Here is a 15,595-nt window from a genome sequence, read left to right as displayed (position 1 = left end):
TTATTACTGAGTAGACCAACAACTCTATCTACAAACGCATTGGCATGATGACATACAATGCAGCGCCATCCTCAGCGTCTTCTATAAGAGCACTGGCGTTGGCGTCTGACAAACTAATTTTAACGCTATTTGACTTGAGTGCATTTAATACGTCAATCAAGTAAGCAACATTAAACCCAATTTCTAAGTCCTCGCCTTGATAATCTACATCAACGATTTCTTCGGCTTCTTCTTGCTCTGGATTGTTCGCAGTAATCTTTAGCTCACCAGAGGATAGGTTTAATCTTACACCACGAAATTTTTCGTTAGAAAGGATTGCAGCACGCGAAAAGGCCTCTTTCAATACGTCTTTACTCGCTAACACCGTTTTATCACCGTCTTTGGGTAATACTCGGCGATAGTCTGGGAAACGCCCATCAACCAACTTACTAGTAAAAATAAAGTCGGATGAGAAAACACGGATATGATTAGAACCCATTTGGATCTTTATCAACTTATCGTCATCTCCGATAAGCCTGCTTATCTCTAACACTCCTTTTCTTGGAATGATGACCTGTCTGTCAGGTAAGGCATTTGTGTCGTAACTGAGACGACACAGTGCAAGCCTGTGACCGTCAGTAGATACAGTCCTAATGATACCGTCCTCTGTTTCTAGCGACATACCATTCAGATAATAGCGTACATCCTGCTGTGCCATTGAAAAGCTAGTACTTTCAATCAGATGTTTAAAATCGGCACAGGATATCTCAAATTCTGTCTCACCTTCCCAATCCTCTAGATTAGGGTAGTCTGATGCTGAAAGCGTCGATAGCGCATAGCGCCCCCTACCGGCTTTCAACACGGCTTTCGTACCATCTACGCTAAAATTGAGTTCTGACCCTTCAGAAAGACCTCTACAAATATCCAATAACTTTTTCGCAGGAACAGTAATTTCGCCTTCAACAAAATCACCTTCCAACTTAATACTGGAAATCAGTTCAACCTCTAAATCTGTACCCGTTAGCCAGAGTGCACCCTCACTAACTTTAATCAGTACGTTTGAAAGTATGGGCAAGGTATGCCGTCTTTCTACCGCACCCGAAACAAGTTGCAATGGTTGTAAGAAAGATTCGCGACTAATGGTAAATTTCATTTGTTTAGATTCTCGTTAGTCAATTTTTCGTTGAGCAAAAATACAGCTGCTTCCAGTGTTATGAAGACAACGTCCTAATAAGGTTCTTGTAGTCTTCTTTTATATCATGACTCTCTTCTCTTAGCTGCTCTATTTTTCTGCAAGCGTGCAAAACTGTAGTATGGTCCCGGCCACCAAATTGGTTCCCTAAATCAGGCAAGCTGTGATTGGTTAACTCCTTCGCCAGTGCCATCGCCATTTGCCTAGGCCTAGCGACGATTCTACTACGCCTTTTAGATAAAATATCTGACACTTTGATTTTGTAATAATCAGCGACAGTCTTCTGGATATTATCTACGGTTACCAACTTCTCTTGTAATGCTAGCAAATCTCTTAGGGCGTCTCGAACAAATTCAATCGTAATGGGCTGTCCTGTAAAGTTAGCATTGGCGATTACACGATTCAGTGCACCTTCCAGCTCTCTCACATTTGAGCGGAGTCTTTTTGCAATAAAAAAGGCTACCTCATTGGGCAGATGAATACGGTTCTCAGTTGCCTTACGCATAAGTATCGCAACCCGGGTTTCTAACTCAGGAGGCTCAATAGCTATGGTTAAACCCCAACCGAAGCGAGATTTAAGCCTGTCTTCTACGCCTTCAATTTCCTTAGGATAACGATCTGAAGTCAGAATTATTTGTTGATTCCCTTCTAACAACGCATTGAACGTATGAAAAAATTCTTCTTGAGAACGTTCCTTATTGGCGAAAAATTGTATGTCATCAATCAACAATGCATCTACGGAGCGATAAAAACGCTTAAAGTCTTCAATGGCATTGTTCTGCAATGCCTTTACCATATCCTGAACAAAACGCTCAGAATGCATGTAAACAATTCTTGCGTCTTTTTTCTTTTCCAATATTCCGTTGCCCACAGCATGCAATAAGTGGGTCTTACCTAGCCCCGTTCCACCGTATAAAAACAATGGGTTGTATGAGCCACCAGGATTGTCAGCAACCTGCGTTGCAGCAGCACGTGCTAACTGGTTCGATTTACCTTCTACAAAGTTATTAAACTTATAATTAGTATTAATATTGCTTTTGTGTTTAACGCCCTCTGGGATAGGAACGACTGAACCCTGACCAATAGATGACGGACCAGAATGTCCACCAGATTCCGGTTGTGTTCTCCCCGCTGACGTATGATTTGTTTCCGAATAATTATACGTACCAGAATGTGGCGTTTGTTCGCGTTTTTGGGTCTGAAATGAAGGTGGTGTTGCTGTGACGACATCTAGCTTTAGCATCGGCGCATCATTGCCATGGCTAACGCCCGCTATCGTTTGCGCTATTAAATCACGGTATTTGTCATGAACCCAATCCAGAACGAAACGATTAGGTGCCAAAAGGGTAATAATTCCATCCCCCATTTGCGCCTTCAATGGTCTTATCCACATATTATATTGCTGAGCGGGCAGATCTTGTTTTAACAGATCTAGACATTGATCCCACATTGACATTAAAAACAGCTCCTTTACAACCACTATACTGCGAAAATGGCCGCTTAACTAAAGAGATCACTTAGACTGACGGATCGGGCAGATCTCAATGATACATTGATTATTTTTATACTTTTTGAGGCAATTTTGACGAAAATAGAACAAATAGTTCCTTAGCCTGTGGAAATTATGAATCTTGTGTAAAACTTTGTAAACCTCGATCTTCCATTATCCAAAGTTTTTGATATATATATTTGTTTTATATAGCATTAATTATATTTTTAGACCTTATTTTCATTAAAATATTGATCTCTTTAAACATTTATGATTAGCAAAAATATTGGTTAAATAAGTACAACTGTTGGCATGAATTATGTTAATCTGTGGATAACTATTCTTTTTCTGTATTTTTTATTCACATCGATCGCAAATTAAATAATGATCAAACTCAGCAAGATTAAATTGACACAGACAAAAGACATCTATAGAATTCAGCGTCCTTTTAAACAGCAGCCCATTTTTGAGTTGTTTTTAAGAGAGCGAAATACAAACCTTTAACATGTGAGATTTAAGAAATGAAAAGAACATTTCAACCAAGCAACTTGAAACGCAAGCGTTCTCACGGTTTCCGCGCTCGTATGGCGACAAAAAACGGTCGTAAAGTACTTGCCGCTCGCCGTGCTAAAGGACGTGCTCGTTTGTCAGCTTAATGACAACAACCCTCAGTGGGGTATATCAGTTTCCAAGGGAGTTAAGGCTGTTAACTCCCTCCCACTTTGCCTTCGTATTCGACAATGCCATTCCGGTATCATCTCCTCAGTTAACATTGTTAGCCAGATATAATAGTCTTGAATATCCAAGATTAGGCATCACTATAGCTAAGAAGCGAGTGAAAAAAGCTGTCCAACGTAATCGCATTAAGCGCCTCATTAGAGAAACGTTTCGGCATCAGGCCAGTACACTCCCAAACATAGACATTATTGTAATTGGAAAGTCTGGTTGTGATAGCCTTACCAATGATGATCTCAATCGATTACTCAGGAAGTCATGGCAAAGACTAGACAAACGTTGCAGGCAAAACGATCAATAATAAGCAAAATGCTTATCTTTTTATCAGTTTGCCTCATCAAAAGTTACCAGTATGGTCTTTCTCCTTTGTTAGGCCCGCGTTGTCGTTTTCATCCCACATGCTCTTTTTATACATTAGAGGCATTAAAAACGCATGGAATGCGAAAAGGCGGTTGGTTATCTATCAAACGCATATTAAAATGCCACCCTTTGCATACAGGCGGCGTAGATCCGGTGCCTGAGAAACCAAAACAAAACACCAACAATTAAGTGATAATTTATGGAATCGCAGCGTAGTTTTCTTGTTATTGGCCTTGCTTTAGTCAGTTTCCTTTTATGGCAACAATGGCAAAAAGATTATGGCCCACAGCCTGTTCAGCCTGTTGAACAAACCGCCCCTGACGCCACTAGCAGCGTAGCGTCAGTTCCTTCAGAGGGTGTACCTTCAACAACATCTGCTGCGAATGATGGTTTTGTACCAGACAGCGATGCTGTTTTGCCTGTTGTCCAGGAAGCAGATGGCGCTGCACGATTCATTTCTGTACTTACCGATACTCTGTCTCTTGAAATTGACTTGATTGGTGGCGATGTTATTAAAGCTGACCTGATAGACTTCCCCATAAAACAAAACGAAGACGAACCATACAGTCTACTGAGACCAACTACAGGGCTTTACGTAGCGCAAAGTGGCTTAGTTGGGCCTAATGGTCCAGATGCTAATCCCAATGGCCGTCCTCAGTATGTTGCTACTGCGACAGAGTACATTCTAGGCGATAACGACCAGAGCTTGGTTATTCCACTGATTTGGCAAAGCAATGGTTTAACCGTTACCAAACAATTTGAAATTAACAGAAAAAGCCATGATGTTGTTGTTTCTTATACGATAACCAACAATACTGGCGCACCTGCACAGCTGCAACAATACGCACAGCTAAAACAAACAACACAGGTACCTGAATCGAATATGTTTATGCCTACCTACCGTGGTGCTGCGTATTCTACTCAGGAGTCACGATACGAAAAGTATAGCTTCAGTGATATTGAAGATGATGACCTAAGGGAAGCTACAACAGGTGGTTGGGTTGCGATGCTAGAACACTACTTTGTATCTGCCTGGGTACCGCCACAACAAGAAACCAATACCCTTTACAGTCGTCTATTGAATTCAGGTGATGCACTTATTGGTTATACTGGCGCACCTTTTACTGTTGCTACCGGTGAAGAATCTACTGTTACATCGACGCTTTATTTGGGCCCCAAAGACCAAGCGCATCTAGCTGAACTAGCACGTGGGCTAGACCTCACTGTCGACTACGGCATTTTGTGGTGGATTTCTCAGCCTTTATTCGACTTGCTTAAGTTCATTTATGGTTTGGTGGGTAACTGGGGTGTCGCTATTATCCTCATCACGATTATCGTTAAGGGTGTTATGTACCCCCTAACCAAAAAGCAATACGAGTCTATGGCCAAGCTGCGCAACCTAGCCCCAAAAATGCAGCAGCTTAAGGACCGCTATGGTGATGACAGACAAAAAATGTCCCAGGCCATGATGGAAATGTACAAGAAGGAAAAAGTTAACCCCATGGGTGGTTGCTTCCCGTTACTTTTACAGATGCCTATCTTTTTAGCGTTGTACTGGGTATTACTGGAGAGTGTGGAACTAAGACACGCTGACTTTGTTCTTTGGATCACCGATCTATCGGTTAAAGATCCCTATTTTGTCTTGCCTATACTGACAGGTGCAAGTATGTGGGCGCTTCAAAAGCTACAGCCCATGACAATGACAGACCCCATGCAACAGAAAATCATGCAGTGGATGCCTGTGATGATGAGCGTGTTCTTCTTCTTCTTCCCTGCCGGACTCGTTCTATACTGGCTAGTGAGTAACGTTATCACGCTTGTGCAGGCGAAAATAATTTACGCCTCAATGGAAAAACGCGGCATGAAAACCCGCTAATAGCCGAGGAGAATAAACACTATGCCTTCATTTGATATTGTTTCAGAAATCAATATGGAAGAAGTTCGCAATGCTACCGACAACGCCACGCGAGAGCTCAGTACACGCTTTGACTTTCGTGGTGTTGAAGCCAGCTTTACGTTTAAAGACAACTGTGTCCTGATGGCTGCGCAAGCAGAATTCCAATTGCAACAAATGGAATCAATGTTCAGGAACGCCTGTTCGAAGCGAAATATAGATACCGGTGCTATGGATATGCAAAAAATGGATATTAGCGGAAAAAACTATCGCCAAACCATTGCATTCAAACAAGGTATTGAGCAAAACATGGCCAAAAAGGTCGTCAAGCTAATCAAAGATGCCAAACTGAAGGTTCAAGCGTCTATTCAGGGTGACCAAGTAAGGGTAACCGGGAAAAAACGCGACGATTTACAGGAAACCATTGCACTGATAAAACAATCTGACCTCGGACAACCCTTTCAATACACAAACTTCCGTGATTAGAAGGTAGGATTGTGGAGAACACCGACACCATAGTTGCACAGGCAACACCTGCGGGACGCGGGGGTGTTGGTATTATCCGCGTGTCAGGTCCGCTGGCTGCAAATGTCTGCTCTGTTGTAACCGGACAAACTCTCACACCTCGCCAAGCATACTATTTGCCTTTTGTTGATGCACACAACAATGTTATTGACGAAGGCATCGCGCTCTTTTTTAAAGGGCCAAATTCATTTACCGGTGAAGATGTACTTGAACTCCAAGGACATGGCGGCCCAGTAATTATGGATATGCTTCTTGAATGCATTCTGCAACTCACTGGTGTTCGACTTGCACGTCCAGGCGAGTTTAGTGAACAGGCATTTCTCAACGACAAACTCGATTTAACGCAAGCTGAAGCTATTGCAGATCTTATCGATGCCAATTCCCGACAAGCAGCCAAAAGTGCATTGCAGTCACTTCAAGGAGCCTTTTCTCAGCAAGTAAATAGCCTTTCTGACCTCATTGTACATTTGCGTATGTACGTTGAAGCAGCTATCGATTTTCCTGAGGAAGAAATCGATTTTCTGAGCGATGGTAAGGTTGCTAAAGACCTTGATAATATCCGCGCGACATTGCACACGCTTACCAACTCTGCACAACAAGGAACGCTGCTTAGAGAAGGATTGCAGGTTGTTATAGCGGGTAAGCCGAATGCGGGAAAATCATCATTGCTCAACCAACTTGCAGGTAAAGAAAGCGCCATAGTAACTGATATAGCAGGTACAACTCGTGATGTGCTAAAAGAGCACATTAGCATTAATGGCGTGCCCCTACACATTATTGATACAGCAGGATTACGCGACAGTGAAGATAAAGTCGAACAAATTGGTATTCAACGTGCCTGGGATGCCATAAAACAAGCTGATCACTTACTTTTTGTCGTTGATGCCAGCACTACTGATGTTGATGACCCTTTTGATATCTGGCCAGAGTTTATGCAATCTTTACCCGAAGCCATGCCGGTATCAGTCATAAGAAATAAAATAGATAAAAGTGGCGAGACTGCCGGCGAAACCACGGTTTCTACAGCTCATGGTGCCTACCCTATTGTCAGGCTATCTTCTCTTACGCAGCAAGGTGTAGATTGCCTTCGGGAACACTTAACCCGAGTACTTGGCCTGTCTGCAGCAACGGAAGGCCAATTCATAGCCAGAAGACGCCATTTAGACGCTCTAAAGCAAGCAAGCACACATTTGCAAACGGGCTATGACCAATTACATGATGCAATGGCTGGGGAACTGTTAGCGGAAGAACTCAGACTTGCCCATCAGGCGCTATGTGAAATTACCGGTGAATTTACCTCGGACGATTTGCTCGGAAAAATATTCTCTTCTTTTTGTATTGGGAAATAACGTGTCAAAACAAATATCTATCATTGTGGGAAGTGTTCTTGGTGCCACTGAATATGTTGCAGAAGCACTTAAGGAAGTTCTTGATGAAAAAGGCTATAACAGCGCGCTTTATCTCGAGCCAGACTTTGACGATATTTCTCAGGATTCACATTGGTTAGTGTGCTCTTCAACGCACGGTGCCGGCGACCTCCCAGACAATATCCAATCTTTTGCAAAAAGACTGGAAAGCGAAGATCTGAGTGGTTTGAATGCAACTATCATAGGCTTAGGCGATACGAGTTATGACACATACTGCTTCGGTGCAATCGCACTCGAGGATAAACTCAAAGCGTCTGGGGCAAATATTACTCATCCCCCGTTACATATAGATGTACTTCAACACCCTATTCCTGAAGATGTTGCTGTTGAATGGCTTAAGGACAAATTTTAAATCCCATGCACGCAGAGGAACTCAGCGCTTTACAAGGCCCTATAAGCAACGAGGCAAGAGTGTTGTATTGTTTGTGCTTGCGGCCTTATGTAGACCTAAAAACAGGCGAGTCCCGCCCATTGGAATACAAAGCCATATTGGCAACGATAAACGCTAAACAAAAACACCTTGATCGGGGCAGACAAATAAATCGTTTAGTCAAAGAACTCGCACAGGTCGGTTTGGTTACTTTAAACACACAGCAAGATATCGAAACATCACTAAATGGTCAGAGCATTAACCTGCCCATGGTAGTCAATCACTCAAATACCCAAGACCGACTTTATGAAAATGCCAGTCCCATTACGTTTGACTGGCAACCAAATACTGAATTACTCACAGAATTGCTTTGCATGATAGGTGTCATTGACACTACTACCAAAGCAGAAGAAATCGGTGAATTTGTGGCATATTGGCGCGGCAGACCTGATATTAGACTGACTGAATATCAATGGACACAACGACTCGCACAACAAATAAAGCGAAATCGAACTGCTTCAGGTATGATACCTGTAAATCGCGTAGGCACCCAGATAGTTAACACAACAACGAGTGTCGATGCCGATGACAATGCTAAAAAGCTGGTAGAAAAATACTCAAAGGCAAAAGATAAGCGATAGATAACCCTATGCAGTCAATTAAAGATAAGTTGGACCAACTGGCCAAAGCGCTTGGAAAACCAGTGATTGATACCAAGCCACTTGATTACAGATCACTGCGTAAAGTATATGACCAACAGGCCAATGATGATATTACCCGTCTTCAGCAAAGCGCAAAAATAAAACGTATAGACAATATTTATGGTCAGTCAGACCTCAACCCTAAATGGACATTTGCCAACCTTGAACAGGATAGTCAAGATGTCATGGAAGCCTACAGTATTGCCCAATCTTTTATAGCAGCTCACAGTGATAAAGCTTGGCGCGAAAGCGGTTCACATATGATGCTGTTTTACGGTGATTATGGGCGCGGCAAGTCCCACATTGCAGGTGCTATTGCGCACCAACTTATCGAAGAGTACGAAATCAGTGTGCTCTATCGGCAGCTTTCTACATTGCTTGAAATGCGTTATTCCGCGTACGATTTTAATTCACAGGACAACATCGGCGAAAAATTTAGAAACGCTTATCAACAATTACTTGATGTTGATCTGCTTATTCTTGATGAAGTTTGTGTTAACGAAACTACACTTAAAAAAAATGCACAAAGCTGGTTGGGAAACCTATTAAGACAAAGGCTAGCCGACAATAAAAACTGCATTTTAATCACCAATCACAATCTCGCTGAACTGGAACATGCGCTGGGTCAATACTGCTTTGAGTCAATCAAAGAGTATGATACCTACAAAGTCCGTTTCAGCGGACCCAGTAGACGCCAGAAAGTTGTACCAGAGATTCCCGAAGGTCAACGTGTATCGGGCTATCAGCCAAACCAGGTTAAATAAAAAAATAGCGTTTAAACTTTCTCTTCATCTATTGCGACATAGTTAGTGTCAACCATGGAGAGTCTAATGAAATTGTTAACAAAAACCGCAATAATTTTTGCTTTAGCCACACCAGCCAGCACAATCCTAGCCGCTGATTTTTATGAAACTATTAACGCTTCTCCCGGCGAAAAACTTAACTTAGCCACACATTCTGGCAGCATCAGAATTCGCACACATAACGAAGACAGCGTTATTGTTGATGTTGATGTAAGTGGTAAACATGAGGATGAATTTACTGTCACTGTAGATAGGCGAGGCGATGAAATTGTGGTCCTTGGCGAAAAGGAAAACCGCAATTCTTGGAACGGTTTAAACGTGAAGTTTGATGTTGTCGTGCCTAAAAACTTTGAGCTAACGCTACGCACCGCAGGTGGTAGTATCGACATAGACGACCTCGAAGGCAATGTAGAAGCCAATACGTCAGGCGGCTCGATTTCTGTCGGCGATATCATAGGAGACATTGACCTTCATACCTCAGGTGGCTCAATTAGAACAGACAACATATATGGAGAGATTGACGCCCATACATCAGGTGGCAGCATAGATGTTACCTTTGCTCAGCAACCTTCTGAAAACGCGAGTTTGACAACATCAGGTGGCTCTATAAGGGCATCATTTCCAGAAAATGTTGCTATTGATATAGATGCCAGCACCAGCGGTGGAAGAGTTAAAAGTGAATTTGAGGTTGATGGAAGGGTTAAAAAACAGTCTATTCGCGGCCAAATAAATGGTGGTGGTCCTCAAATTGACCTTCGTACTTCCGGCGGAAGCGTAAGCATTTATAAAAAATAAAGCCACTATCCACAATTCACGCAGTCCTAATTCTAGGGACTGCTATCCACTTTTCCCCAAAACATGCACAAGATCATAACAGCTGTGGATAGATCCGCCTTTATTAATGTGTATAAGCCGTGATCAAACACTGAACAAAAAGATCAGTTTTCCATCATGTGGATAAGATCACAGGTTAATCACATGAATTACAAAGGCTTCAAGCCCTGTTTTAAACTGATCTATACAATTTTAACCTACTGATTTTATTAATTAAACAAGGCTTATTAACAGAAAATACGATCACTAATAAGATCAATAATAAAGATTTCTAGAGATCCTTTTAAATAATAAAGCATGCCTCTTTTAAAAGGCATTGATCCTGTTTTCAAAGAGTCATTCCAAATAGATCCGATCTCCTGTAAAATATCCGACCTTTTTTATTTGAGCGTTTATTTATGTTTTATCACCAGCATTTTGATGTCATTGTTGTTGGCGGTGGGCATGCAGGCACAGAAGCCGCCTTGGCTTCAGCAAGAATGGGCTGCAGCACTCTGTTACTAACGCATAACCTGGATACCATAGGTCAAATGTCCTGTAATCCAGCGATCGGTGGTATTGGTAAAGGTCATTTGGTAAAAGAGATCGATGCACTTGGCGGTGCAATGGCCAAAGCGATCGACAAAGGTGGCATCCAATTTAGAACGCTCAATGCCAGCAAAGGCCCAGCCGTGCGTGCTACGCGAGCGCAAGCCGACAGAACACTTTACAGAAATGCTATTAGAGCCACAGTAGAGTCTCAACCTAACCTCACCTTATTCCAACAGAGCTGTGACGATCTGATTGTTGAAAACGATCGCGCTGTGGGTGTTGTTACTCAAATGGGATTGAAATTTCGGGCCAAAACCGTAGTACTAACCGTAGGCACCTTCTTAGGCGGAACTATTCATATCGGTTTGGAAAACTACAAAGGCGGCAGAGCCGGTGATCCACCCTCAATTGCTTTAGCTGAGCGATTGCGAGCCCTACCATTTCGTGTGGATAGACTGAAAACAGGTACACCAGCAAGATTGGACATACGTTCTTTGAACCTTCAAGCCATGCAGGAGCAACCGGGCGATACACCCACACCGGTTTTTTCATTTATGGGAAGCCGTGATGATCATCCAAAGCAGATCCCGTGTTACATCACTCATACAAACGAGAAAACTCACGAGATCATTCGTGGTGGTTTGGATCGATCTCCTATGTTTACGGGTGTCATCGAAGGGGTAGGTCCAAGATATTGTCCTTCAATCGAAGACAAAATTGTTCGTTTTGCCGATAAAACATCACATCAAATATTTGTGGAGCCAGAAGGCCTCAACAGCATGGAAGTTTATCCTAATGGGATTTCCACAAGCTTACCGTTTGATGTTCAGGTTGCTCTGATACAGTCCATTAAAGGGTTTGAGAACGCCCATATTGTTCGTCCAGGCTACGCAATTGAATACGATTTCTTTGACCCTCGTGACCTTAAACAAACTTTAGAAACAAAGTTTATTCAGGGGTTGTTTTTTGCCGGACAAATCAACGGCACAACCGGCTATGAAGAGGCCGGCGCGCAAGGTCTTATTGCAGGAGCCAATGCAGCGTTACAGGTCATGGAAAAAGCACCACTTCAATTGCGTCGCGATCAAGCGTATATGGGTGTATTGATTGATGACTTAGCCACAATGGGTACAAAAGAGCCTTATCGAATGTTCACCAGTCGTGCAGAATATCGGTTGCTATTGCGTGAAGATAACGCCGACGCGCGCCTGACCGAGCTGGGTAGAAAGATTGGATTAGTTGATGACGAACGCTGGTCAGCATTTAACGCTAAAGCCGAACTTGTCGAAAAAGAAATGCAGCGGTTACGCGGTCAATGGGTACACCCTGATCACGTTGCCGTGGGGGAATTAAATCCTTTGATAAAAAATCCAATAACGCGAGAGCATTCGCTTGAAGAGCTGATAAGAAGACCAGAATTAAGCTATGAAAAGGTGACTTCTATTCCTTCATTGGGGCCTTCTATAGCGGATCCTGCGGCGGCAGAACAGGTTGAAATTCAAATTAAGTATGCTGGTTACATTGCTCGACAACTGGATGAGATAGCCAAAACGCAGCGGCATGAAAACACATTGCTTCCTGCCAATTTTGATTACAGTACAATTTCGGGTCTTTCCAACGAAGTCGTAGCAAAACTCACCGATGCAAGACCAGAAACCATTGGCAAAGCGTCACGTATTTCAGGCATTACACCTGCTGCAATATCGTTGCTACTTGTTCACTTGAAAAAACAAGGGCTCTTGAGAAAACAACAAGAAAAGCAGACTGCCTGATGTCAGCACTGAACCGAGAAGTGCTTGAAAGTCAGCTAAAACAGGCAGCGAGTCAGTTTGATTTTGGTATTAGCGAGACACAGCAGGCGAAACTGATCGATTATGTGTGCATGATCCATAAATGGAACAAAGCCTATAATTTAACGTCAGTCCGAGAGCCTGAAGCAATGCTAACAAAGCATATTGTGGATTCTGTTGCTGTTATGCCCTATTTGCAAGGTAGCCGATTTATCGACGTAGGTACTGGGCCTGGTTTGCCGGGGATCCCGCTGGCCATTATGATGCCACATGCGCAATTCACGCTTCTGGATAGCCTTGGTAAGCGAGTGCGATTTATGAAGCAATGTGCGCATGAGATGAAAATTGAAAACATTTTCCCCATTCAATCGCGTGTTGAAGACCATTGCCCTGAAAAGGTTTATGATGGAGTACTAAGCAGAGCGTTCGCTTCATTAAAAGATATGTTGCACTGGTGCGAACATCTGGTAGATTCAAAAGGCGCGTTTTTTGCGTTAAAAGGTCAACTACCTTCAGAAGAGTTAGCTCAGATACCGGGACATTTCACTGTTGAAACAGCGGAAACTCTATTAGTACCTGGGTTAGAAGGTCAACGTCATTTGGTCGTCATCAAAAAAACATAGTGGGGAAGCGGTGGCAAAAATTATCGCAATAGCCAACCAGAAAGGTGGTGTAGGCAAAACTACCACAGCTGTAAATGTTGCAGCGTCTATGGCAGCGACAAAACGGCGTGTGCTCTTGATTGACTTGGATCCACAAGGCAATGCCACAATGGGAAGCGGTATCGACAAATACGAAGTCGACGCAACCTGTTATGAACTGTTGATAGAAGATAAGCCCTTGGAAGAGGTCATTATTAAAAATACCTCGGGAAAATATGACCTTATTGCTGCCAATGGAGATGTAACCGCAGCTGAAATTAAATTAATGGAACTGTTTGCACGCGAAGTGCGTCTTCGTAATGCCCTTGCTGGGGTGCAAGACAAATACGACTTTATATTTATTGACTGCCCGCCCTCGTTAAATCAGCTTACTGTTAATGCACTGGCGGCAGCCGATTCAGTGCTGGTTCCCATGCAGTGTGAATATTATGCATTGGAAGGGTTAACAGCATTAATGGATACTATTCAGAAGCTGGCCTCAGTGGTTAATCCAAATTTAAAAATAGAGGGTGTGTTGCGCACTATGTACGACCCGCGTAACCGCTTGGCAAATGATGTCTCTGAGCAGTTAAAACGTCATTTTGGCGAACAAGTTTATCGTACCGTTATCCCCAGAAATGTGCGTCTGGCAGAAGCGCCTAGTTTCGGAGCACCTGCAATGTATTACGACAAATCATCGACAGGTGCAAAAGCGTACTTGTCACTAGCGGGAGAAATTCTTCGTCGACGAAACAGTCAGCAAGCTGCCGCGGCAAAAGCCAGCTAACTAACAATAAGAAATAGAGGAAACACATGTCAGCAAAGAAACGAGGCTTGGGTAGAGGGTTAGATGCCTTGTTGGCAACCAGTAAAGCGAAATCAGACAGTCTTTCTGATTCAGTCGCTGACGAGAGCACAGAGGCCACGTCCAATGAGCTCAAAAAACTTCCTATTGAGTTTCTTACACCTGGCAAATATCAACCGCGCAAAGACATGTCCCCCGAAGCGTTAGATGAATTGGCTTCTTCCATTCGGTCTCAGGGTGTTATCCAACCTATCGTGGTGCGCCCCATTTCAGAAGACAAGTACGAAATCATTGCCGGAGAAAGGCGTTGGCGAGCTTCGCAGCTTGCAGAGTTAGATGTGGTTCCCTGCTTAGTAAAAGCGGTACCTGACGAAGCCGCTGTAGCCATTGCGCTGATTGAAAATATACAGCGGGAAGACCTCAATGCCATGGAAGAAGCTCAGGCCCTAGAAAGGCTAATGAATGAGTTTGCTTTGACGCATATGGAAGTAGCCGAAGCTGTTGGCAAATCGCGTACAACGGTAACTAACCTGCTTAGGTTGAACAACCTAAACGATGATGTAAAAAAATTGCTTGAATATGGTGATATTGAAATGGGCCATGCCAGAGCTCTACTAGCACTAAGCGGTGATGCACAGTCAGAGACGGCACATACGGTTTCCAACAAAGGGCTGACAGTACGAGACACTGAAAAACTTGTAAAAAAAGTCCTTGAACCTGCACCTGAGAAAGCCCCGAAAGCCATTGATCCAGATGTAAAGCGGTTAACTGAGACCTTGGCCGAGCGACTCGGCGCAGCCGTGGCGATAGATCACAATGTTAAGGGCAAAGGAAAGCTAACTATTTCGTTCAATGACCTAGATCAGCTTGACGGTATTTTGCGTCATTTTCCGTTGGATTAATTATCCTGTTTGGAGCGATTTTTCAGGCCTTTGCTGAAAATATATCCTCAAACCAGTGATTATTGATAAAAATAAATATTTTTTAGGCATCCAACTGCAGTTGTAGGCCGTAATAGTTGAAAAAAATCGGTAAAACAGTATACTTCTGTCGCTTTTAAAAAAGAGAAAAAACCCGAAATTGACTGGGACACTAAAATCCATAGCGGCAGGTAAAAAGATCGCGAAAAAAGGATTAGTCCTTCAGTTAGCGTTCTCAGCGGTACTTGTGTCTCTTGCAACCCTACTTTTTGGTGCCCTCGCAGGCGCTTCAGTTGCACTCGGCGCATTCACCAGCATTCTTCCTAACGCCGTGTTTTCTTTCTTTGCATTTCGATTTTCAGGGGCTCGACAGTCAAGAATGGTCGAGCACAGTTTTAGTCAGGGCCTACGCATCAAATTGGCGCTGACATGCGGTTTATTCGCGGTTGCTTTTATTGGGTTGAGCTTGTCTCCCCTTCCTGTTATCGCAGGATTTGTAGCGGCCGTTGCCATCCACTGGATGGTTATGTTTTGGCTAAGCTCAACGTCAAAGGGCTAATCCGAAACGCGACAAGTTTCAATTTAAAATTTGGGTTTAA

General features: G+C 43.2%; 17 protein-coding genes. 15 read left to right on the top strand and 2 right to left on the bottom strand.

The genetic code is table 11. The features are described from left to right. Positions 1 to 28: 28 nt before the first annotated feature. Both dnaN and dnaA read right to left on the bottom strand, forming a co-directional pair. Positions 29 to 1,132 (bottom strand): DNA polymerase III subunit beta, encoded by a 1,104-nt coding sequence (gene dnaN, locus DRW07_RS11905; protein WP_124028132.1) that lies wholly within the window; start codon positions 1,130 to 1,132, stop codon positions 29 to 31. A 58-nt stretch (positions 1,133 to 1,190) separates the two neighbouring features. Further along, positions 1,191 to 2,627: a chromosomal replication initiator protein DnaA gene (gene dnaA / locus DRW07_RS11900; RefSeq protein WP_124028131.1), complete on the bottom strand. Its 1,437-nt coding sequence runs from the start codon at positions 2,625 to 2,627 to the stop codon at positions 1,191 to 1,193. A gap of 554 nt (positions 2,628 to 3,181) precedes the next feature. Here dnaA and rpmH point away from each other — a divergent pair. The 15 genes from rpmH (at position 3,182) to DRW07_RS11825 (ending at position 15,555) form a co-directional block, all read left to right on the top strand. Further along, positions 3,182 to 3,316 (top strand): 50S ribosomal protein L34, encoded by a 135-nt coding sequence (gene rpmH, locus DRW07_RS11895; RefSeq protein ID WP_014290886.1) that lies wholly within the window; start codon positions 3,182 to 3,184, stop codon positions 3,314 to 3,316. Beyond that, positions 3,316 to 3,696: a ribonuclease P protein component gene (rnpA, locus tag DRW07_RS11890; protein ID WP_124028130.1), complete on the top strand. Its 381-nt coding sequence runs from the start codon at positions 3,316 to 3,318 to the stop codon at positions 3,694 to 3,696. Before rpmH ends, rnpA begins: the two co-directional genes overlap by 1 nt. A gap of 8 nt (positions 3,697 to 3,704) precedes the next feature. Beyond that, on the top strand, positions 3,705 to 3,944 hold the full coding sequence (gene yidD / locus DRW07_RS11885) for a membrane protein insertion efficiency factor YidD (RefSeq protein ID WP_240630594.1): 240 nt from the start codon (positions 3,705 to 3,707) through the stop codon (positions 3,942 to 3,944). A 10-nt stretch (positions 3,945 to 3,954) separates the two neighbouring features. Continuing rightward, on the top strand, positions 3,955 to 5,631 hold the full coding sequence (gene yidC, locus DRW07_RS11880) for a membrane protein insertase YidC (RefSeq protein WP_124028128.1): 1,677 nt from the start codon (positions 3,955 to 3,957) through the stop codon (positions 5,629 to 5,631). A 21-nt stretch (positions 5,632 to 5,652) separates the two neighbouring features. Continuing rightward, positions 5,653 to 6,135, top strand: coding sequence for a YajQ family cyclic di-GMP-binding protein (locus DRW07_RS11875; protein ID WP_124028127.1), 483 nt, complete (start codon positions 5,653 to 5,655; stop codon positions 6,133 to 6,135). Between the two features lie 11 nt (positions 6,136 to 6,146). Further along, positions 6,147 to 7,523 (top strand): tRNA uridine-5-carboxymethylaminomethyl(34) synthesis GTPase MnmE, encoded by a 1,377-nt coding sequence (mnmE, locus tag DRW07_RS11870; RefSeq protein ID WP_124028126.1) that lies wholly within the window; start codon positions 6,147 to 6,149, stop codon positions 7,521 to 7,523. 1 nt (position 7,524) lies between these two features. After that, entirely contained in the window at positions 7,525 to 7,953 is a 429-nt protein-coding gene (gene mioC, locus DRW07_RS11865; RefSeq protein ID WP_124028125.1) for an FMN-binding protein MioC, read from the top strand. A gap of 5 nt (positions 7,954 to 7,958) precedes the next feature. Next, positions 7,959 to 8,612: a DnaT-like ssDNA-binding domain-containing protein gene (locus tag DRW07_RS11860; RefSeq protein ID WP_124028124.1), complete on the top strand. Its 654-nt coding sequence runs from the start codon at positions 7,959 to 7,961 to the stop codon at positions 8,610 to 8,612. Between the two features lie 8 nt (positions 8,613 to 8,620). Continuing rightward, complete coding sequence (locus DRW07_RS11855; protein ID WP_124028123.1) at positions 8,621 to 9,436, top strand: ATP-binding protein; 816 nt, start codon at positions 8,621 to 8,623, stop codon at positions 9,434 to 9,436. 66 nt (positions 9,437 to 9,502) lie between these two features. After that, on the top strand, positions 9,503 to 10,270 hold the full coding sequence (locus tag DRW07_RS11850) for a DUF4097 family beta strand repeat-containing protein (RefSeq protein WP_165870485.1): 768 nt from the start codon (positions 9,503 to 9,505) through the stop codon (positions 10,268 to 10,270). Positions 10,271 to 10,707: 437 nt separating this feature from the next. Continuing rightward, positions 10,708 to 12,612 (top strand): tRNA uridine-5-carboxymethylaminomethyl(34) synthesis enzyme MnmG, encoded by a 1,905-nt coding sequence (gene mnmG / locus DRW07_RS11845; protein WP_124028121.1) that lies wholly within the window; start codon positions 10,708 to 10,710, stop codon positions 12,610 to 12,612. Then, entirely contained in the window at positions 12,612 to 13,253 is a 642-nt protein-coding gene (gene rsmG / locus DRW07_RS11840; RefSeq protein ID WP_124028120.1) for a 16S rRNA (guanine(527)-N(7))-methyltransferase RsmG, read from the top strand. Before mnmG ends, rsmG begins: the two co-directional genes overlap by 1 nt. 10 nt (positions 13,254 to 13,263) lie before the next feature. Further along, the gene (locus DRW07_RS11835) at positions 13,264 to 14,058 is read left to right on the top strand and encodes a ParA family protein (protein WP_124028119.1); all 795 of its coding nucleotides are present in this window, start codon (positions 13,264 to 13,266) and stop codon (positions 14,056 to 14,058) included. A 26-nt stretch (positions 14,059 to 14,084) separates the two neighbouring features. Further along, positions 14,085 to 14,978 (top strand): ParB/RepB/Spo0J family partition protein, encoded by an 894-nt coding sequence (locus tag DRW07_RS11830; RefSeq protein WP_124028118.1) that lies wholly within the window; start codon positions 14,085 to 14,087, stop codon positions 14,976 to 14,978. A gap of 178 nt (positions 14,979 to 15,156) precedes the next feature. After that, a complete protein-coding gene (locus DRW07_RS11825; protein WP_165870484.1) occupies positions 15,157 to 15,555 on the top strand; it encodes an ATP synthase subunit I in 399 nt (132 codons plus the stop codon). Positions 15,556 to 15,595: the final 40 nt, after the last annotated feature.

The sequence above is a fragment of the Paralteromonas sediminis genome, assembly GCF_003820355.1.
GTDB classification, from domain to species: Bacteria; Pseudomonadota; Gammaproteobacteria; order Enterobacterales; family Alteromonadaceae; genus Alteromonas_F; species Alteromonas_F sediminis.
Note: the sequence above shows the minus strand (reverse complement) of the source record. Positions and strands in the feature narration are given on the sequence as shown.

What these genes read in the sequence shown, in the direction of transcription:
- dnaA (WP_124028131.1), bottom strand. Translation starts at nt 2,627, where the DNA reads ATGTCAATGTGGGATCAATGTCTAGATCTGTTAAAACAAGATCTGCCC.
- rnpA (WP_124028130.1), top strand. Translation starts at nt 3,316, where the DNA reads ATGACAACAACCCTCAGTGGGGTATATCAGTTTCCAAGGGAGTTAAGG.
- DRW07_RS11830 (WP_124028118.1), top strand. Translation starts at nt 14,085, where the DNA reads ATGTCAGCAAAGAAACGAGGCTTGGGTAGAGGGTTAGATGCCTTGTTG.
- mnmG (WP_124028121.1), top strand. Translation starts at nt 10,708, where the DNA reads ATGTTTTATCACCAGCATTTTGATGTCATTGTTGTTGGCGGTGGGCAT.
- rpmH (WP_014290886.1), top strand. Translation starts at nt 3,182, where the DNA reads ATGAAAAGAACATTTCAACCAAGCAACTTGAAACGCAAGCGTTCTCAC.
- yidC (WP_124028128.1), top strand. Translation starts at nt 3,955, where the DNA reads ATGGAATCGCAGCGTAGTTTTCTTGTTATTGGCCTTGCTTTAGTCAGT.
- DRW07_RS11860 (WP_124028124.1), top strand. Translation starts at nt 7,959, where the DNA reads ATGCACGCAGAGGAACTCAGCGCTTTACAAGGCCCTATAAGCAACGAG.
- yidD (WP_240630594.1), top strand. Translation starts at nt 3,705, where the DNA reads ATGCTTATCTTTTTATCAGTTTGCCTCATCAAAAGTTACCAGTATGGT.
- DRW07_RS11855 (WP_124028123.1), top strand. Translation starts at nt 8,621, where the DNA reads ATGCAGTCAATTAAAGATAAGTTGGACCAACTGGCCAAAGCGCTTGGA.
- rsmG (WP_124028120.1), top strand. Translation starts at nt 12,612, where the DNA reads ATGTCAGCACTGAACCGAGAAGTGCTTGAAAGTCAGCTAAAACAGGCA.
- DRW07_RS11875 (WP_124028127.1), top strand. Translation starts at nt 5,653, where the DNA reads ATGCCTTCATTTGATATTGTTTCAGAAATCAATATGGAAGAAGTTCGC.
- DRW07_RS11850 (WP_165870485.1), top strand. Translation starts at nt 9,503, where the DNA reads ATGAAATTGTTAACAAAAACCGCAATAATTTTTGCTTTAGCCACACCA.
- dnaN (WP_124028132.1), bottom strand. Translation starts at nt 1,132, where the DNA reads ATGAAATTTACCATTAGTCGCGAATCTTTCTTACAACCATTGCAACTT.